Origin of the sequence: Xanthomonas euvesicatoria pv. euvesicatoria (assembly GCF_020880415.1) — a bacterium.
Lineage (GTDB): Bacteria > Pseudomonadota > Gammaproteobacteria > Xanthomonadales > Xanthomonadaceae > Xanthomonas > Xanthomonas euvesicatoria.
Genome location: NZ_JAJIUJ010000038.1, coordinates 185,360 through 204,660, shown reverse-complemented (window position 1 = coordinate 204,660; position 19,301 = coordinate 185,360). Strand labels below are relative to the sequence as shown.

General features: G+C 66.1%; 15 protein-coding genes. 9 read left to right on the top strand and 6 right to left on the bottom strand.

Features of this window, described 5'->3' with window-relative positions; genetic code table 11:
* Window positions 1-22 precede the first annotated feature (22 nt).
* A complete protein-coding gene (msrQ, locus tag LN450_RS06925; RefSeq protein ID WP_011347044.1) occupies window positions 23-679 on the top strand; it encodes a protein-methionine-sulfoxide reductase heme-binding subunit MsrQ in 657 nt (218 codons plus the stop codon).
* Here the strand turns inward: msrQ and LN450_RS06920 are convergent.
* Window positions 621-1,430 (bottom strand): FHA domain-containing protein, encoded by an 810-nt coding sequence (locus LN450_RS06920; protein WP_041855042.1) that lies wholly within the window; start codon window positions 1,428-1,430, stop codon window positions 621-623. The genes msrQ and LN450_RS06920 overlap by 59 nt on opposite strands.
* A gap of 235 nt (window positions 1,431-1,665) precedes the next feature.
* Here LN450_RS06920 and LN450_RS06915 point away from each other — a divergent pair, with 235 nt between their 5' ends.
* The 3 genes from LN450_RS06915 to LN450_RS06905 all read left to right on the top strand — a co-directional run bounded on the left by LN450_RS06915 (window position 1,666) and on the right by LN450_RS06905 (window position 4,202).
* A complete protein-coding gene (locus LN450_RS06915; RefSeq protein WP_008576246.1) occupies window positions 1,666-1,941 on the top strand; it encodes a polyhydroxyalkanoic acid system family protein in 276 nt (91 codons plus the stop codon).
* 162 nt (window positions 1,942-2,103) lie between these two features.
* Window positions 2,104-2,664 carry a phasin family protein gene (locus LN450_RS06910; RefSeq protein ID WP_008576248.1) on the top strand — a complete coding sequence of 187 codons (561 nt, stop codon included), beginning with the start codon at window positions 2,104-2,106 and terminating at the stop codon, window positions 2,662-2,664.
* A 539-nt stretch (window positions 2,665-3,203) separates the two neighbouring features.
* A complete protein-coding gene (locus tag LN450_RS06905; RefSeq protein ID WP_228892717.1) occupies window positions 3,204-4,202 on the top strand; it encodes a restriction endonuclease in 999 nt (332 codons plus the stop codon).
* A 182-nt stretch (window positions 4,203-4,384) separates the two neighbouring features.
* Here the strand turns inward: LN450_RS06905 and hutC are convergent, their stop codons facing one another.
* The 3 genes from hutC to LN450_RS06890 are packed head-to-tail and all read right to left on the bottom strand — an operon-like array spanning window position 4,385 to window position 6,809.
* A complete protein-coding gene (hutC, locus tag LN450_RS06900) occupies window positions 4,385-5,122 on the bottom strand; it encodes a histidine utilization transcriptional repressor HutC (RefSeq protein ID WP_011347041.1) in 738 nt (245 codons plus the stop codon).
* A 28-nt stretch (window positions 5,123-5,150) separates the two neighbouring features.
* On the bottom strand, window positions 5,151-5,378 hold the full coding sequence (locus LN450_RS06895) for a hypothetical protein (protein ID WP_008576254.1): 228 nt from the start codon (window positions 5,376-5,378) through the stop codon (window positions 5,151-5,153).
* A 60-nt stretch (window positions 5,379-5,438) separates the two neighbouring features.
* Complete coding sequence (locus LN450_RS06890; protein ID WP_011347039.1) at window positions 5,439-6,809, bottom strand: formimidoylglutamate deiminase; 1,371 nt, start codon at window positions 6,807-6,809, stop codon at window positions 5,439-5,441.
* Between the two features lie 60 nt (window positions 6,810-6,869).
* Here LN450_RS06890 and hutI point away from each other — a divergent pair, with 60 nt between their 5' ends.
* The 5 genes from hutI (at window position 6,870) to LN450_RS06865 (ending at window position 13,350) form a co-directional block, all read left to right on the top strand.
* Entirely contained in the window at window positions 6,870-8,075 is a 1,206-nt protein-coding gene (hutI, locus tag LN450_RS06885) for an imidazolonepropionase (RefSeq protein ID WP_011347038.1), read from the top strand.
* A 13-nt stretch (window positions 8,076-8,088) separates the two neighbouring features.
* Window positions 8,089-9,630 (top strand): histidine ammonia-lyase, encoded by a 1,542-nt coding sequence (gene hutH, locus LN450_RS06880; RefSeq protein WP_011347037.1) that lies wholly within the window; start codon window positions 8,089-8,091, stop codon window positions 9,628-9,630.
* 181 nt (window positions 9,631-9,811) lie between these two features.
* The gene (hutG, locus tag LN450_RS06875) at window positions 9,812-10,669 is read left to right on the top strand and encodes an N-formylglutamate deformylase (protein ID WP_011347036.1); all 858 of its coding nucleotides are present in this window, start codon (window positions 9,812-9,814) and stop codon (window positions 10,667-10,669) included.
* 16 nt (window positions 10,670-10,685) lie between these two features.
* A complete protein-coding gene (hutU, locus tag LN450_RS06870) occupies window positions 10,686-12,353 on the top strand; it encodes a urocanate hydratase (RefSeq protein WP_011347035.1) in 1,668 nt (555 codons plus the stop codon).
* Window positions 12,354-12,621: 268 nt separating this feature from the next.
* Window positions 12,622-13,350, top strand: a complete 729-nt coding sequence (locus tag LN450_RS06865) for a hypothetical protein (RefSeq protein ID WP_008576266.1) — start codon at window positions 12,622-12,624, stop codon at window positions 13,348-13,350.
* Between the two features lie 346 nt (window positions 13,351-13,696).
* On the opposite strand, the gene LN450_RS06860 is transcribed toward LN450_RS06865, so the two are convergent.
* On the bottom strand, window positions 13,697-16,165 hold the full coding sequence (locus tag LN450_RS06860; protein WP_011347033.1) for a membrane-bound PQQ-dependent dehydrogenase, glucose/quinate/shikimate family: 2,469 nt from the start codon (window positions 16,163-16,165) through the stop codon (window positions 13,697-13,699).
* 224 nt (window positions 16,166-16,389) lie between these two features.
* Complete coding sequence (gene gyrA / locus LN450_RS06855) at window positions 16,390-19,092, bottom strand: DNA gyrase subunit A (RefSeq protein ID WP_011347032.1); 2,703 nt, start codon at window positions 19,090-19,092, stop codon at window positions 16,390-16,392.
* Window positions 19,093-19,301 lie beyond the last annotated feature (209 nt).

The window sequence follows — 19,301 nt, the reverse complement described above, 5'->3', positions numbered from 1 at the left end:
TCGTTTCCTTCTTCGAGATCGCATGGCCAAGACATCCACTTCCGTGATCGCTGCCAAGACGCTGGTGCATGCCGCGGCGCTGGCGCCGATCGCCCTGCTCGGCTGGCAATTCTGGCAGGTGTGGCAAGGCGGCAGCGACGCGCTGGGCGCCGACCCGGTGGCCGAGATCGAACACCGCACCGGGCTGTGGGCGCTGCGTTTCTTGCTGATCACCCTGGCGATCACGCCGTTGCGCCAACTCACCGGGCAGGCCGTGGTGATCCGCTTCCGCCGCATGCTGGGCCTGTACGCGTTCTTCTACGCCAGCGTGCATCTGGCGGCTTACCTCACGCTGGACCTGCGCGGCTTCTGGACGCAGATTTTCGAGGAGATCCTCAAACGCCCGTACATCACGGTGGGGTTTGCGGCGTGGTTGTTGCTGATGCCGCTGGCGATCACCTCCACCCAGGGGTGGATGCGTCGGCTCAAGCGCAACTGGGGCCGCCTGCACACGCTGATCTACCCGATCGGCCTGCTGGCAGTGCTGCATTTCTGGTGGCTGGTGAAATCCGATATCCGCGAGCCGGCCCTGTACGCCGGCATTCTTGCGGTATTGCTGGGCTGGCGCGTCTGGAAAAAACTCAGCGCGCGCCGAACCACAGCAAGGCGCTCAACGCCGCCGCCAGCAACACCGCGCTGAGCAGCAACCAGGGCCAGCGGGCCACCTTCACCGGTGCGCGCGTCGGCTCTGCAACCGCACGCGGCGGCGGCGGGGGTTCGGTATCGGGCAGATCCCAGGTGGTGTCGTGGTGCGTCCGCGGCACTTCCACCACGAAACGGTGGCGCGCATCGAAGACGACCTGGTCGCCAGCCTGCAGCCAGCCGTCGCGCACCTGGACGCCATTGATCCAGCTCCCCTCTTCCGAACCCAGATCGCGGATCAGCACACGGTCGCCGTGTCGTTCCAGACGGGCGTGCTGCGCCGCAAATGCCGGGTCGTCGATGACGATATCGGCGGCAGCATCGCTGCCGACCAGACGCGCGCGATCCAGGGTGAAACTGCGACCATGATGGCGCCCGCCGATGCCGCGCAACAACAGGCAGACCTCGCCGAGGTTGGCCGTGTCGTCGTGGATATCGTTGGCCGGCGCACTGGACGGGGCACTGCGCAGCAGCATTTCCACGCCATCGGCATAGATCGCATCGCCCGCCCGTAGCAGCGCCATGCGACGCACCGGGCGCCCATTGACGTGGATACCGCGAATGCCGCTGGCTACCTGCAGCCACAGGCCGCGTTGGTCCAGGCAGAACTGCGCCAACAGCAACGCGCCCTGCGCATCGCCGACCACCCGCACGCTGCCGGAGGCATGACGGACGATCCGGTGGACGCCGGGCTTGAGGGAATGATCCGGCTGCTGCCGGTGGGTGAAATGAACTTGCAGGTCGCGCACCCGCCGCAGCCTAGCAGGTTTGCCCCCATGCGCGGCCATCGGTGGTGATCGGAGCCGTGCTGGATCGCTGGCGCGGGCGCGCCAGGATCGCGCTGCCGTCGGCTGAGCAGGCGGCAGCGCAGCTTGCAGACCTGTGTTTGCGACACGGACAGCAAGGCCACACATGGCCGCACTTGGAGCTGGGGCCTGGCATGCGCACAATGCGCCCTCACTTTTCGCATGACCCATCGCACCCATGTCCAGCATCGATATCCGCCACGACCATTCCTTGACGCCGGCCCAGGCACGCGCGGCCATCGACGAGGCGGCGCGCAAGCTGACCGATCGCTACGGCGTCGCTTCGCATTGGGAAGGCGACACTTTGCGCATCGCACGTGCCGGCGTGGACGGAGCAATCGCGCTGTTGCCGCAACAAGTGCACGTCACCGCCGAACTCGGCTTTTTGCTGTCGGCGGTGCAGCCGATGGTGGAATCGGAAATCCGGCGCTTGCTGGCCGAAAAACTGGCCTGATCGCGCGATTGGCGCTGCGCTGCTTCAGCGTCAAGTCACCTGCTCGGGCGCTTGCGGGTAGATGCTTTCGGCACGCCTGATCGGGCAGTGCTTCACCTGCCCGATGCAGGGTCGGCACTAGGGTGAACGCAATGTCACGTTGGCAACCTACAGGAGCATCGCATGACGACCGGATACGATCAGAACGGTAACCGCGGTAACGCGGCCCAGGGCTTCCAGGCGCAGGCGGAACAGATCTCGCGCCGGCTTGGCGAATCGGCTCAGACCGTATGGCTTGCCGGTCTGGGCGCGCTTGGGCGCGTGCAGAACGAAGGCAGCAAGCTGTTCGACTCGTTGGTGCGCGAGGGCGCCGCCTATGAGCGCACCGGCCAGCGCAGGGCGGCCGAGAGCGTCGACGAATTGCGCGAAGAGGTGGAAACCCAGTTCGAGCAGGCACGCGATACCGCGGTGCGCGGCTGGGACAGACTGGGCAAGGCCTTCGACGAACGCGTGAAGGGCGTGCTGCGCACGCTCAACATTCCCGAGCAGGAAGAATTGGAAAACCTGCGGCGCGAGGTCGAATCGCTGAAGGCCCAGGTCCGCGCAAATACCGCGGCCACCAAGCGTGCCAACCGTACCGCTAACCAGGCGGCGCAGGCGGCCAGCGAGACGACCGCTGCCGGCGGCGCGGGTGCCGGGGCGGCATCGTCGTCCAGCAATCCCGGTGCGTTCGACCCGGAATGAGCGCAACAGTGAAAGCAGCCGCGCTGTCATGTGACGGCGCGGTTGTTGCCCGAGATGGTGAAGGGAGTCATCGCCGAGTGCAGCTGCGCACTACGTTTCTGCACGCCGGCCAAGCGCGGCGCCCCCAGCCACCTCGAGCGGTGTCATCGGCTGGTGCTACCCGCGCCGATGGGTGCAACTCACCGTGGGTGGTGTATTGGCTAATCCGCAGCCGCGCGTTGGCGATGGACCGGCGTGAGGATGCAGCGTCGCTGACGTGCGATTTGGCTCTGCGCAGCCTTTTTGAATCAGTGGCTTAGCGCCAAAACGCAGCTCTTCCGGCCCGATGTTGCAAAGCAACATGATTTTTTGGACAATCGGGAACGACCCGCCAGTCCTGCGTTACGAAGTCCGTTTGCTCCCCTCCCCTCACGGCTTCGGACTGGCGGGTCTTTCGCTATCTGGATCACGGCTCGCGATATCACCGCGCACGATCCATTGACGAATCTTTCGCGAAGGATTCTTCTACACGCACGATTCGTTATACGCGCCATTGCTTGATGCTCATGCCTTCCTGGATTCTGGCGCCCTTGGCCGCACTGCTGCTCTGGCTGGCGGTGTCTGCCTACCTGTGGCTGGTACGACGACGCGCCAATGAAGTGCATGAAGGCGTCCGTGCGCTGGCCATCATGCACTGGCGCGATTTTTCCGCCGTGGTGCTGCGCGTCCTGCAGGATCAACGCGGATGGCAGCCCACCCAGCTGCCGCAGGATGGCCTGCCCACCGCCGACTTCATGATGCAGACCGAGCATGGCACCCGGTTGGTGGCCTGCAAGCACGGGCGCGGTTATCGCATCGGCGTGGCGGCGGTGAACGAGCTGGGCGCGATGGCACGGCTGGCTGGTGCAAACGGCGGCGTGATGGTGACCGAAGGCCGCATGGAGCGCGAAGGTATCGCCGCCGCGGAGAAACAATCGATCGAAGTGCTGGACGGTGTGCGTCTGTGGCCGCTGCTCAAACCCTATCTGCCTGGCGATGTGGAAGCCGGCGTGGTTGGTGCGGCGCGCCGCCGCGCGATCCGCCATAGCATCATCGCCGGCGCCGCGCTGGCGACGCTGGCCGTCATGGCGGTGCTGGCGCTGCGCCCGCCGGCTCCGACGCGGGCCACACCGCCCGCTGCGGCGTCTGCACCGATTCCCGCACCGGCCCGCGTGGTCGCACCGCCCACGCCCTCCGCCAGTACCGCCCAGCCGGGCCCGTCACCTACTGCAGTGGCCCCGGCCGCGCCGGCAGCCGGCGCAGAACCGGATGCAGCCACCATCCAGGGCTATCAGCGCGAGGTTTCCAAGGCGTTGGCGCAGACACCGGGGCTGGTGCGTGGCATCTGGCTGACCCAGGCAACCCTGGTAGTGGATCGGACGGTGGAAGACAGCGCGGCATGGCCGCTGATTTGCCGCGAGCTGCAACGCTACCCGTACCTGCGCACGGTGCGCGTGCAACTCAACCCGCGCCCGGGCACCGCCGAGCCGATGCGCTGGCGTCAATGCAGCACGATTTGATCCTGGGGCGTTGGCTGCTGTCGTCGTGCCGCGTCGCCTGCCTGCCCAGCCGGGCACCTGATCGTGAACACGCAGTCGCCGCCATCCCGGCGTGCAGCGACTGCAACACGGCCGGTACCGTTCAGCGAACCCCTGGCGACTTGAGCGCTGCAGTACCGCGCCCGTCGCCTGCCGACGTCATCTCAGCGCAGTCCCGGCGCGAACCGTGCCACCAGATCGTACGAACCGCCTAGAAACATCTGGCGCACGTAGGTGACCGGCAGCTCGCCGCGCCAGGTGTGGCGGTCGATCACCAGGCAGGCCGCGCCGTCGTCCGCCTGGAGCTGCTCGGCCTGCGCGGCGTCGGCACTGGCAGCGCTGATGCGGTGCTCGGCACGCGTCCATGGCACGTTGCGCAATAACCAGCTGCCCGGCGCCACCTCCGTAAACGGCTGGTCCAATGCGTCGGGCACGGTGTTGATGTCGATCACGCGGTGCTCCAGCGCAAACGGGCGGCCGTCGGCCAGGTGCACGCTCTGCAATTCCAGCACCTTGCCGGTGCTGCCCAGCACACGTTCCTGCCGCACGCGCCGCCGCACGTTGCGCAGTTGCCGCGACAACAAAGAGAACCGGTACGCATGGCCGCGCGTGGTCATTTCCACTTCGATGTCCGGGATCGAGAGCGCCACCTGTTCCAGATGCGGGTGCTGCCGTGCCACGAACGACCCAGTACGGCGGCGGCGTTCGATCATGCCGGCATCGGCCAGCAAGCCGAGCACCTTGTTCACCGTCATGCGCGAGCAGCCGTACTGCGCCATCAACTCGTGCTCGGGCGGCACGCGGTGCCCGGGCGGCCAGTCGCCGCTATGGATGCGTTGTTCCAGATCCTGGCGGATGCGCTGATGCAAGGTGCCAGGCACGATGGTGGTGGTGGCGGTCAAAGCGCGGGTCTCCGAAAAGAGCGGCTATTCAATCGGCATGCCGCATGGTCGGCAGCGTGCGCCAGCTGCAGGTTGCGGCATGCACCATGCACGCTGCATGGACGAGCGCACTGCGTGCACCTGCTCCGGAGTCGCAGCTGCGTCTGCGGTGGCTCCAGGAGCAGCACTGCGCGCGCATCCGCTTGGAGCGGTTCAGGCGCAGCCACTGGCGGTTGCGGCCGGGGCCCGTCATCGGCAGGTGCAAAGCGTACACCACGACTCCTGCGCGCCGTTGGGCAGCCACCTGACCACTCTCGCCACCGTGCGATGAGCAATGTCACTGGCCCAGCAGGCTGCGCAACACTGCGGCAAACCGTGTGGCGATACGGGCGCGGTCGACATGCTGCCCCTCGCGCACCACCCAGCGCCCGCCGCGCCAGACGTTGCGCACCGCGGTGCCACGCGCGGCGAACAGCCAGCTGTCCAGCAAGGCGTCGTCGCTGCGCGCCAGCAGGGCCGGATGCGCGGTGTCCAGTTCGATCAGATCGGCTGCTGCGCCGGCGCGGATGCCGGTCTGCGCGAGGCCCAGCGCCTGCGCGGCTCCCATGCCGGCCTGATCGTAGAGCCAGCGTCCGCTCGACACGGGCCCCTGCGCCACGACATTGCGTGCCTGCAGCGTCAGGCGCTGGCCGTATTCGAGCAGGCGCAGTTCTTCGGCTGCATCGATCAGCACATTCGAATCCGAGCCCACGCCAAAACGCCCGCCCGCAGCAGCGAAGGCCTGCATCGGGAACACGCCATCGCCCAGATTCGCCTCGGTGATCGGGCACAGACCGACGACCGCGCCGCTGGCAACAATCGCCTGCAGTTCGTGTGCATCCACATGCGTGGCGTGTACCAGGCACCAGCGCGTATCCACCGGCGCGTTGGCCAGCAGCCACTGCACCGGGCGCTGCTTGGACCAGGCCAGGCAGGCATCCACTTCACGCTGCTGCTCGGCGATATGGATGTGGATGGGGCCATCGGTAAGCGGTACCAGCCCTGCCAGTTGCTGCGGAGTGACCGCGCGCAGGCTGTGCGGCGCCAGCCCGAGTACCGCGTCCGGCAGCGCTTTCAGGCTGTGTCTGCAGTCGTCCAGCAAGCGCGCGAAGCCGTCAATGTCGTGAATCAGACGGCGTTGCGCCGGGCTGGGGGTGGCACCACCGAAATCCGAGTGCGCATAGAACACCGGCAACAGGCTGAGCCCGATGCCGGTGTTGGCGGCAGCGGCGGCAATGCGCTCGGACATTTCGCCGGGCTGCGCATACGGCACACCGCTCGCCGCGTGATGCAGGTAATGGAATTCGCCGACCCGGGTGAAGCCGCTTTCGAGCATTTCAACATATGCCTGCTCGGCGATTGCCTGCAGGCTGTCCGGGTCGAGCCGGTCGACGAAGCGGTACATCAGCTCGCGCCAGCTCCAGAAGCTGTCGCCGCTGCGCCCGCCGACTTCGGTCAACCCCGCCATGCCGCGTTGGAAGGCATGGCTGTGCAGATTCCCCAAGCCAGGCAACAGCACGTCGCAGCGCGTGTCGGTAATCGCAGCAGCCGCATTGGCCTCCACCGAAACGATGCGGCCCTGCTCTGCCGCGACCCGCACCTTGCTCGCCCAGCCGTCGGGCAACAATGCCCGGGCTGCCCAGAACACCTGCGTCTGTTGGTCTGCCACTGGACACCCTCGATCGCCGAACTTATTGTATATACATATCAGACACCACGAGCCTGCGCCATGCATTGCGACGTTCTGTGGCACAACGCGCAACTGATGACCCTGGATGCGGCCGATGGCGGCCTGGGCATCGTGGACGATGGCATCGTCGCCTGCCGGCACGGCCATATCGTCTACGCCGGCGCGGCCGCACAGGCCCCAGCGCTGCAGCCCGACAGTGCGCACGACTGCCGGCGCCGCTGGATCAGCCCCGGCCTGATCGATTGCCACACGCACCTGGTGTACGCCGGCAACCGTGCCAATGAGTTCGAGCAACGCCTGCGCGGCGCCAGCTATGCCGACATCGCCGCAGCCGGCGGCGGCATCGTGGCGACGGTGCGCGCCACCCGCGCCGCCGACGATGCGGCGTTGCTGGCCGCCAGCCTGCCGCGCCTGGATGCGATGCTTGGCGAAGGCGTCACCACGCTGGAAATCAAATCCGGCTACGGGCTCACGCTGGACGATGAAGTCAAGCAGCTGCGCGTGGCGCGCCAACTCGCCGCGCTGCGCAAGGTGGAAGTGGTGCCGACCTTCCTGGGCGCGCATGCCGTGCCGCCTGGTGGGCAGGCGCAGCACTACATCGACCAGGTCTGCACGCAGATGATTCCGGCGATCGCCACGCAAGGGCTTGCCGAGGCCGTGGACGTGTTCTGCGAGCATCTGGCGTTCTCGCAGGCGCAGGCCGAAAAAGTCTTCGTTGCGGCGCAAGCGCATGGTTTGCGCATCAAGATCCACGCCGAACAATTGAGCAACCAGCACGGCGCCGAACTGGCCGCACGCTACGGCGCGTTGTCGGCCGATCACATCGAGTACCTGGACCAGACGGGCATTGCGGCGATGGCCGCTGCCGGCACCGTGGCAGTGCTGCTGCCAGGCGCGTTCTACTTCACCCGCGATACCCAACTGCCACCGATTGCCGCGCTGCGCACGGCCGGCGTGCCGCTGGCGCTGGCCACCGATTGCAACCCGGGCACCTCGCCGCTGACCAGCCCGCTGCTGGCGATGAACATGGCGGCGACGTTGTTCCGCATGACCGTGGACGAATGCATCGCCGGGTTCACCCGCGAGGCTGCGCGGGCGCTTGGCCGCAGCGAGCGCCTGGGCCAGTTGCGCGCCGGCATGGACTGCGACCTGGCGATCTGGAACATCGATGCGCCGGCCGATCTGGTCTACCGCATGGGCTTCAATCCTCTTCATGCCCGCGTCTGGCGCGGGCATCTGTGCTGAATCCGGAGTCGTCATGAGTGTTTCTGTTGTCTTGCAACCCGGCCGGGTCACGCTGGCGCAATGGCGTGCGCTGTATCGCGGTGCCGACGTCGCGTTGGACGATGCATGCGCTGCCGCGGTGCTGCGCAGCGCGCAAACGGTGGAGGCCATCGTGGCGCGTGGCGAGCCGGTGTATGGCGTCAACACCGGCTTCGGCAAGCTGGCCAGCGTGCGTATCGAGCCCGAGGATCTGCAGACCCTGCAACGCAATATCGTGCTCTCGCACGCGGCAGGTGTGGGCGAGCCCACGCCGGTACCGGTGGTGCGGCTGATGATGGCGCTCAAGCTCACCAGCCTGGCCCAGGGCGCGTCCGGCGTGCAGCCGGGCACGCTGGCGTTGCTGGAAGCGATGCTGCGCGCCGGCATCACCCCGGTGGTGCCGTGCCAGGGCTCGGTGGGCGCTTCCGGCGACCTGGCACCGCTGTCGCATCTGGCCGCGGTGATGATCGGCGTTGGCGAAGCCTTCGTCGGCGCGCAGCGACTGCCTGCTGCCGACGCGCTTGCACATGCGCAGCTGCAGCCGCGCGTGCTGGGCGCAAAGGAAGGGTTGGCCCTGCTCAACGGCACCCAGTTTTCCACCGCCTGCGCCCTGGCCGGTCTGTTCGAGATCGAAACCGTCCTGCAGGCCGCGCTGGTCACCGGCGCGTTGTCGGTGGAAGCGGCCAAGGGCTCGGATACGCCCTTCGATGCGCGCATTCATGCCTTGCGCGGGCAGCCCGGGCAGATCGCCACCGCGGCGGCATTGCGCGCCCTGATGGCCGATTCGGCCATTCGCGAATCGCATCGGCTGGGCGATGTGCGCGTGCAGGACCCGTACTGCCTGCGCTGCCAGCCGCAGGTGATGGGTGCGGCGCTGGATGTGATGCGTCAGGCCGCGCGCACCCTGCAGATCGAAGCCAATGGCGTGTCCGATAACCCACTGGTCCTCAGCGATACCGGTGAAGCGCTGTCTGGCGGCAACTTCCACGCCGAGCCGGTTGCCTTTGCCGCGGACATGCTGGCGATGGCGGTCTGCGAAATCGGCTCGATCAGCGAACGCCGCACCGCGATGCTGGTCGACCCGGCACTGTCCGGCCTGCCCGCCTTTCTCACCCCGCGCCCGGGCTTGAACTCCGGCTTCATGATTCCGCAGGTGACAGCCGCCGCGCTGGTATCGGAAAACAAGCAGCGCGCGTATCCGGCCAGTGTCGATTCGATTCCGACTTCGGCCAATCAGGAAGATCACGTGTCGATGGCTGCGCACGGTGCGCGCCGCTTGCTGGCGATGGCTGAGAACGCCGCCAACGTCATCGGCATCGAGCTGCTGGCCGCCGTGCAGGGCTGCGATTTCCATGCGCCACTGCGCTCCAGCACTGCGCTGGAAGCGGCGCGTGCCCTGTTGCGCGCGCAGGTGCCGACACTGCAGGACGACCGCTACTTTCATCCGGACATGCTGGCTGCCAGCGCATTGGTGCGCTCGGGCGCGCTGGCGCTGGCAGTGGCGATCCCGTTGCCGGGCGTGGAGCAGGACGTATGAGTGGGCAGCGCTTATGCAGCGAATCGATACCTGCCTCGTCGCGGCCGCAACTGCAGTCTTTCGCGATCTCTCCAAGCACACGCACTTGCGATGACGCCGCGCCGCGCACGCGAGGCATCCGCAACGCGCAGCTGCGCAACGCATGCCGCACGCACGCAGCACGCGTGCATGGAGCGCAGCGATGAACGCCCTGCCCGACTGGCTGGAACTGCACCGCGGCGACGCGCCGTTGATCGTCAGTTTTCCGCATACCGGCACCGAGTTACCGGAGGACGTGGCCGACCAGTTCGTGTCGCCGTGGCTGGCGCGCCGCGATACCGATTGGTGGGTACACCATCTTTACGACTTCGCACAGGCGCTGGGCGCCACCACGCTGCGGACTGCCATCTCGCGCTCGGTCATCGACGTCAATCGCGACCCGAGCGGGGCCTCGCTGTATCCGGGCCAGAACACCACCGGTCTGTGCCCGCTCACCACCTTCGACGATCAGCCGCTGTATGCCGATGGTGCGGCACCGGATCAGGCGCAGATCGCGTTGCGTCGCACGCGCTGGTTCGACCCGTACCACGCCGCGCTTGCCGGGGAAATTACGCGCCTGCGCGCGCAGCACGCGAAGATCGTGGTCTACGACGCACATTCGATCCGCTCGTTCATCCCGCATCTGTTCGATGGCGAATTGCCGCAATTCAATATCGGCAGCAACGAGGACCGCAGCTGCGACCGGCGCCTGGTCGATGCGGTGGAGAGCCTGTGCCGCAGCAGCGGCTCCAGCACGGTGCGCAACGGCCGCTTCAAGGGCGGCTGGATCACCCGCCACTACGCGCAGCCCGCGCATGGCGTGCACACCTTGCAGATGGAACTGGCCTGTCGCGGCTACATGCGCGAGCCCGACAGCCTCACGCCCGAAAACTGGCCAACGCCGTGGCAGCCGGTACACGCCGTGGTGCTGCGCGCGGTACTGCGCCACGTGCTGCAGGCCTGCCTGCACTTCGCCAATGCGCCCTCCTCCGACACCGCGCCGCCTGCGGCCAACCGCTGATTGCAAGGAACCCGGCATGACCCGTCACGATGCAACCCGCGTCATTCGCGCCGCCACCGGCACCACGCTCACCGCCAAGAGCTGGCTCACCGAAGCGCCGCTGCGCATGTTGATGAACAACCTGGACCCGGACGTGGCCGAGCACCCGCAGGAACTGGTGGTCTACGGCGGTATCGGCCGCGCCGCGCGCGACTGGGAATCCTTCGACGCCATCGTCGCTGCGCTCACGCGGCTGGACGAGGACCAAACCTTGCTGGTGCAGTCCGGCAAACCGGTGGGCGTGTTCCGCACCCATGCCGATGCGCCGCGCGTGCTGATCGCCAACTCCAACCTGGTGCCGCGCTGGGCCAACTGGGACCACTTCAGCGAACTCGATCAAAAGGGCCTGGCCATGTACGGCCAGATGACCGCCGGCAGCTGGATCTACATCGGCGCGCAAGGCATCGTGCAGGGCACCTACGAAACCTTCGTGGAAATGGGCCGCCAGCACTACGCCGGCAATCTGGCTGGCAAGTGGCTATTCACCGGCGGTCTCGGCGGCATGGGCGGCGCGCAACCGCTGGCGGCGGTAATGGCCGGCGCCTCCTGCCTGGTAGTGGAATGCCGCCGCTCCAGCATCGACATGCGCCTGCGTACCGGGTATCTGGATACGTGGACCGACTCTCTGGACGAGGCGCTGCGCCTGATCGAGGAGTCGTGCACCGCGAAAAAACCGCTGTCGGTCGGCCTGCTCGGCAATGTCGCCGACGTGCTGGACGAACTGCTGCTGCGCGGGATCAAGCCGGATCTGTTGACCGACCAGACTTCGGCGCACGACCCGGTCAACGGCTACCTGCCGCAGGGCTGGAGCGTGGAAGAGTGGGACGCAAAACGCGTGAGCGCGCGCAAGGAAGTGGAAGCCGCTGCGCGCGAGTCGATGGCCAACCACATCCGCGCCATGCTCACCTTCCACGCACTGGGCGTGCCTACCGTGGATTACGGCAACAACCTGCGCCAGATGGCGCTGGAAGCCGGCATCGACAACGCATTCGATTTCCCCGGCTTCGTGCCTGCCTACATCCGCCCGCTGTTCTGTCGCGGCATTGGCCCGTTCCGCTGGGTTGCGCTCAGCGGCGACCCGGACGACATCGCAAAGACCGACGCCAAGGTCAAGGAGCTCATCCCCGACGATGCGCACCTGCATCGCTGGCTCGACATGGCGGCCGAAAAGATCGCCTTCCAGGGCCTGCCCGCGCGCATCTGCTGGGTGGGCCTGGGCGATCGCCACCGGCTGGGCCTGGCCTTCAACGCCATGGTGCGCAGCGGCGAGCTGAAGGCGCCGGTGGTGATCGGCCGCGACCATCTGGATTCGGGCAGCGTGGCCTCGCCCAATCGCGAAACCGAAGCGATGGCCGACGGCTCGGACGCGGTCTCCGACTGGCCGCTGCTCAATGCCCTGCTCAACACCGCCAGCGGCGCCACCTGGGTGTCGCTGCATCACGGCGGCGGCGTCGGCATGGGCTTTTCGCAGCACGCCGGCATGGTCATCGTCTGCGACGGCAGCGAGGCCGCCGACAAGCGCATCGAACGCGTGCTCTGGAACGACCCGGCCACCGGGGTGATGCGCCACGCCGATGCCGGTTACGCCATTGCAACCGATTGCGCGAAGGAAAAAGGGCTGGATTTGCCTGGCATTCTTCGCTGACCCGGCCGAACAGCGCCACGCTTTGGGGGCACCGCTGCAGCATCCGGGCCGCTCCCGCCCGCAGCCTTGTTCATGCATTCGGCGGTCCCCCGCATGGCCCACTGTCGGGCCTCTTACGGCTGCCATTCGCCACATCAGATGCTGTGCGCCGGCACCATGCAGTTGCCGTGTCTGGGCACGATGTCCCGGATCAGGGCATGCGCCGAGGATCAGCCTCAAGTCTGCGCGTTGCAGGCCGACAAGATATGCAACGTTTCGAGGAATCCCCATGGGCATCCTGATCTACCTGGTGCCTGCATTCGCACTCTGGGCGCTGATCGCGACCGGGCTGGCGTTCGTGCGTGGCCGCCAGCTGCGTGCCGAATCCGGCGAGCTTGCCAGTACGCAGGACAGCCTTGGCCGCTACCAGGCGGCGCTGTCGCAACTGAAGGCGCGAGCGGCGGCCACCACGCTGGAACTGGAATCGCTGCAGCGTAGCTATGCCGTGCTCAAGCAATCGCTGGAACAGCATGAGCAGAACGCCTCCGAGCAGCAGGCAGCCGCTGCCGGCCAAGTGATTCCCATGGTGCTGGTGCAGCGGCTGGATATCGCCAGCGAGATCGGCACGCTGTTCGCGCATGTGGCGCGCGTGGCGCGCAGCCTGCGTCGCTACAGCGCCTATAGCCGCGGCCACAACGCACCCGAGCCTGCCACCGCGCGCTACGACCTGCACTGGCTTGCCGATTGCCTGCACAGCTTCGATCAGATCGGTCATGCGCTGGTACGTGGCAATGTCGCTGCGCTGATCACCGCCTGCCAGGATCTGCTATCGATGTACGAGCATTACCTGAAGGATGGCTCCGGCTACAACAGCCGCGACACCTTCCAGCGCCTGAGCAACGATGTGCCGCTGTCCGAGGCCACCGATGCGATCCGCTCGATCATCGTCAAGGCGACGCTGGCGCAGGATGTGCGCGATGCGGTGCAGGACGACGAGGTGGCGGCGAACGTTGGGTGATTCGGGAATCGGGAATCGGGAATCGGGAATCGGGAATCGGGAATCGGGAAAGCGTGCGGCCTGATGCATCATGTGGGCAAGCACTAGGCAAGATTAGCGTTGTCTTGCCGAGATAGCTGAGCGCTTGCCAGATGTGCTTCAAGAAAAAAGCGCACCGCTTGCGGTGCGCTTTTTCGTGCTTCAACGTCCTGAGTCACTGACGAATGGTGCGATCCCTCGTAGCTGCCGGAGGACGACTCACGGGCGACATCAGCATGTCTGCCTGCATTGCACACCGATTCCAGCCACCAACCACGTGGCATGGCGTCTGCCTGTCTTTAGCAGCCGCCCCCGCTCGTCTCCGACATCATTGCGCCTTCTGCGGTAACGCGTAGGCGATCAACGCATCGCCTGCCGGGGTCTCCATGAAGTGGTGCCCGCCGGCCATGATGACCAGATACTCGCGTCCACAGTATTCGTACACCATCGGGTTGGCCTGGCCGCCGGCCGGCAACTTGGCATGCCACAGCTCCTTGCCGGTGGCCAGATCGATCGCGCGGATCAGGTCGTCGGTGGCTGCGGCAATGAAGATCAAACCGCTTGCCGTCACCACCGCGCCACCATTGTTCGGTGTACCGATTTCGATCGGCAGGCCGGAACGGATGCCGAACGGGCCATTGCCGCGCGCACTGCCGAACGGGCGGTCCCACAACGTCTTGCCGCTGGCCAGATCGATGGCGCGGATGCCGCCATACGGTGGCTCCTTGCACAGCAACTTGGTGAACGGCAGACGCCAGCCGGCATTGACGTTGACTGCATACGGCGTGCCGGTCTGCGGGTCGCCTGCGCCTTCCGCACCGCCCGCATCGCCACGCACTTCATCGCGCGGTGCCCAACCCAGCTTGTCGGCCTTGGCGCGCGGCACCAGCAGGTTGTAGTTGGGCATGTCGTTGTAATTGGCCACGATCACACCGCGGTGCGGATCTACCGCCACGCTGCCCCAATCCGAACCACCGTTGTAACCGGGGTACTCGATCGAATGCCGGTCCGCTTCCGGCGGCGTGTAGATGCCCTTATAGCTGGCCTTGCGGAACTGGATACGGCAAACCAGCTGGTCGATCGGGGTCATGCCCCACATGTCGCGTTCGGTCAGATCCGGCTTGCGCAACGTGTGATACAGCGAGAACGGCTGCGTCCTGGCACGCATCTGCGGCTCCACGCCACCGCCTGGCACCGCACGCTCTTCCACGCCCACCAGCGGCTTGCCGGTGCGCCGATCCAGGACGTACAGCTCGCCCTGCTTGCTCGGCAACAGCACCGCCGGCACGTTGACGCCGTCCTTGGGGAAGTCGATCAGGCTCGGCTGCGAGCCCAGGTCGTAGTCCCATGCATCGATGTGGGTGGTCTGGAAATTCCATGCCGGCTTGCCGGTGGCGACATCCAGCGCCACCAGCGAGGTCGCGTAACGGTTTTCCTGCGGCGTGCGCGAGCTGCTCCAGTAATCGGCTGTGGAATTGCCCATCGGCAGATAGACATAGCCCAACTGCTCATCGGCTGCGGCGGTGGTCCACATATTGGGCGTGCCGCGCGTCCAGCTCTGGCCCGGCGGCGGTGCGCCGTTCCATTCCGGATGCGTCATGTCCCAGGCCCAGCGCAACTGGCCGGTCACCGCATCGAAGCCTTCGATCACACCGGAGGGCTCGTAACGCTTCTGCCCGTCGAGCACTTGATGCCCGGTGACCACCACGCCGCGCACGATGGCCGGCGGCGAATTGATCGACACATAGCCCGGCGGCGTCTGGCCCATACCGACGGTGATGTCGACCTGACCGTTGCTGCCGAAATCCGGGCATGGCGTGCCGCTGCGTGCGTCCAGCGCAATCAAGCGCCCGTCGAGCGTGCCTTCGATCACGCGCGTGCCGCACAGCTGTGCGGTTGCTCCAGCATCCGCAGCGGTGGCAGCCGCCGGCACTTCGTAATACGAGACGCCACGGCATGCCGCCGTGTACGGAATCGCCTCGTCCTTGACCTTGGGATCGTAGCGCCAGCGCTGCTTGCCGCTGGCGGCATCCAGCGCAATCACCTGGTTGCGTGCAGTACATAGGTACAGGCTGTCGCCCACCTTCAGCGGCGTGGTTTCCGCACCCCAGCGCTTGTCCGGCAGATCGCCGGTGTGGAAAAGCCAGGCTTGCTGCAGCTGCGTCACATTGTCGCGATTGATCTGCTGCAGCGGCGAATAGCGCTGGCCGGCCTGGCTGCGTCCGTATGCGGCCCAATCGCCGTCGGCCGGTGCATTCGCCGGCTGTACGCCGGACGCCTCGACCGGGGCGGAGGTGTCGCGGTTGACCAGACCACCGAGCATGCCTGCCGCATGCGCCAGCGCGCCATCGGCTTCAGTCACGCCATGCGGCATGAACGCCAATGCGAACGCCACCACAAATACCATCGCCAGCGCACCGGCCAGGCTGCGCGATACCGTGCGCGACACAGGGCGATGCAGTTTCGGTAGCAACAGCGCAAGCACGAATGCCAGACCCACGATCAGGCCCAGACGCGGCACCCAGCGCCAGTAATCGCTGCCTGATTCCCACCACGTCCAGAGCAACGAAACCGCCACTACGCCGGCAAACCACCAGGCGCCCGCATTGCGGCCACGAAACAGCAGCACACCAGCAATCAGCATCGCCGCGCCGGCCGGTGCGTAATACCAAGAGCCGCCCAACGCAGCCAGCCACACGCCACCGGCAAGCAGCACCGCGCCCAGTAAAGCAATCACGCCTCCCAAGGTCGCCAGCGCCCAATGGCCGCGACCGGAAGGACGATCCAGAATCGTCATCCGTTGTTCCTCTTCGACTCAGCGGCGACGCAACGCCGCCGCACCACCCACAACCTTCGACCCGGGCCAGTGAAAGAGCCGCGATCTTTGCGGCGAACGCATGAAGACACTGCGTTGCAGATGTCAGCACTCGCCATAAAGCGTGGCGCCCCAAACCTTCGCGCATAAAAAAACGCCGGTTTTCACCGGCGTTTTTGCTCAACTGCGTCGCGTTGGCGCTGCGATCATGCGTCAGTTGTTGGCGGCGCCTCGCTCACACTTGCGCCTGCTTCGTCCACCACCTCATCCACTTCATCCAGCGACGCGTCCAGGCGTTCCACCGCCTGCAACTTTTCGCCCTTGGACAAGCGGATCAGCGTGACGCCCTGCGTGTTACGGCCAACGCGCGAGATCTCCGAACCACGCGTGCGCACCAGCGTGCCGCCATCTGAAATCAACAGCACTTCGTCGGTGGCGCCCAGCAGCACTGCACGCACCAGCTTGCCGTTGCGCTCGGTGGTCTGGATGCCGATCACGCCCTGGGTGCCACGCCCCTTGCGCGGGTACTCGGTCAGCGGGGTGCGCTTGCCGTAGCCGTTCTCGGTGGCCGTCAGGATGTAGGCCACATTGCCGTCGTCGGCGACCTCGATCACGGCAGACTCGCCGCCATCGGTGGCTTCCACCACGTCATCGACCTCCTCGCCTTCGATCTCTTCTTCGACACCGCCAGCACGCTCGGCCACGATCAGGCTGACCACTTCCTCGCCCTTGGTCAGACGGATACCGCGCACACCGGTGGCGGTACGGCCCATCGAACGCACGGTGGATTCGCCAAAGCGCACGGTCTTGCCGTTGGAAGCGAACAGCAACACGTCGCGGTCGCCATCGGTCAAGGCCACCCCGACCAGCGCATCGCCCTCGTCCAGGTTGATGGCGATCTTGCCGCGCGCCAGACGGAAGGCGAATTCGCTCAACGGCGTCTTCTTGACCGTGCCGTTGCGTGTGGCGAAGAACACGTAGCGGTTGTCGGCGTATTCGCGCACCGGCAGCACCGCCTGCACGCGCTCGCCGGCTTCCAGCGGAATCCAGTTGATGATCGGCCTGCCACGCGCATTGGAGCCGGCTTCCGGCAACTGGTGCACCGGCAGCCAGAACACCTTGCCGCTGCTGGTGAAGGTCAGCAGCGTGTCGTGCGTGTTGACCAGCCACAGCTGGTCGATGAAATCTTCTTCCTTGGTCGCTGCGGCAGAGCGGCCACGGCCACCGCGGCGCTGCGCGCGATACGCGCTCACCGGCTGGCGCTTGGCATAACCGGCATGCGACAACGTCACCACCACGTCCTCCGGCGCGATCAGATCCAGGATGTCCAGATCTTCTTCGCTGTGACGGATCTCGGTGCGGCGTTCGTCGCCATATTCTTCGCGGATATTGATCAGCTCGTCGCGGATCACCTGCAGCAGCACGTCCGGGTTTTCTAGGATGCGGATCAGGCCTTCGATGACGCCGAGCAACTGCTTGTACTCGTCGGTCAGCTTTTCCTGTTCCAGGCCGGTCAGGCGATGCAGACGCATTTCCAGGATCTGCGAGGCCTGCACTTCGCTGAGCTGGTAGAAGCCCTGGATCAGGCCCACGCCCGGCGGCAGATCTTCCGGCTTGGAGGCTTCGGCGCCGGCGGCGCCCAACAGCGCGCCCACCAGGCCCGGTTGCCAGGTCTTGGCCAGCATGCGCTCGCGCGCTTCCTGCGGGTTGGCCGAGGTCTTGATCAACTCGATCATTTCATCGATGTTGGCCAACGCAACGGTCAGGCCTTCCAGCACGTGCGCACGCGCACGCGCCTTGCGCAGTTCGAAAATGGTGCGACGGGTGACCACCTCGCGGCGGTGGCGGATGAACGCCTCCAGCATCTGCTTGAGGTTCATCAACTGCGGGCGGCCGTCGATCAGCGCCACCATGTTGATGCCGAACACCGCCTCCATCTGGGTCTGCTGGTACAGGTTGTTGAGCACAACCTCGGCAGATTCGCCGCGCTTGACTTCGATGTAGATGCGCATGCCGTCCTTGTCGGACTCATCGCGCAACTCGCTGATGCCTTCGAGCTTCTTTTCCTTGACCAGCTCGGCGATCTTCTCGATCAGCCGCGCCTTGTTGACCTGGTACGGGATCTCGGTGACGACGATCGCCTCGCGACCATTGTCGGCCACTTCCACATCGGCCTTGGCGCGGATGCGCACACGGCCACGGCCGGTGCGGTAGCCGGCCGCGATGCCGGCGGTGCCGTTGATGATGCCGGCGGTGGGGAAATCCGGGCCGGGGATGTATTCCATCAGGCCTTCGACATCCAGCTCGGGTGTGTCGATCAGCGCGATGCAGGCGTTGATCGCCTCGGTCAGGTTATGCGGCGGGATATTGGTGGCCATGCCCACCGCGATACCGGCCGAGCCATTGACCAGCAGGCTCGGGAACCGGGTCGGCATGACCGTCGGTTCCTGTTCCTTTTCGTCGTAATTGGGCTGGAAATCGACGGTTTCCTTGTCGATGTCGGCCATCAGCTCATGCGCCAGCCGCGACATGCGCGACTCGGTGTAACGCATTGCCGCAGCGGAGTCGCCGTCGACCGAACCGAAGTTACCCTGACCGTCGACCATCATGTAGCGCAGCGAGAACGGCTGGGCCATGCGCACCAGCGTGTCGTACACCGACTGGTCGCCGTGCGGATGGTATTTACCGATGACGTCGCCGACGATACGCGCCGACTTGAAGTAGGCCTTGTTGCTGTGTGCGCCCAGCTCGTGCATCGCGTACAGCACGCGCCGGTGCACAGGCTTGAGGCCATCACGGGCATCGGGGAGTGCGCGGCCCACGATCACGCTCATCGCGTAATCGAGGTAGCTCTTGCGCATCTCGTCTTCCAGGTTGACCTGGATGATTTCCTTGGCGGTTTCTGCCATTCGGGTTCCGTATGTGAGGTGGCGGGCGAGCCGGAAAGCCGCGTCGGGAGCGCCCTTGCATCAGGCTGCCGACCCCACGCTCCCGCCGAGCGATTCAAGCGCCGGATTGTACCACGGCAGGGCATCCCGACGCCTCCGCTTTACCAGCCAGAAACAAGCACTTGCAGGGAGTTTGGGCGGCGTTGGAAGCCGGGCGGCCGGCCCCGGGC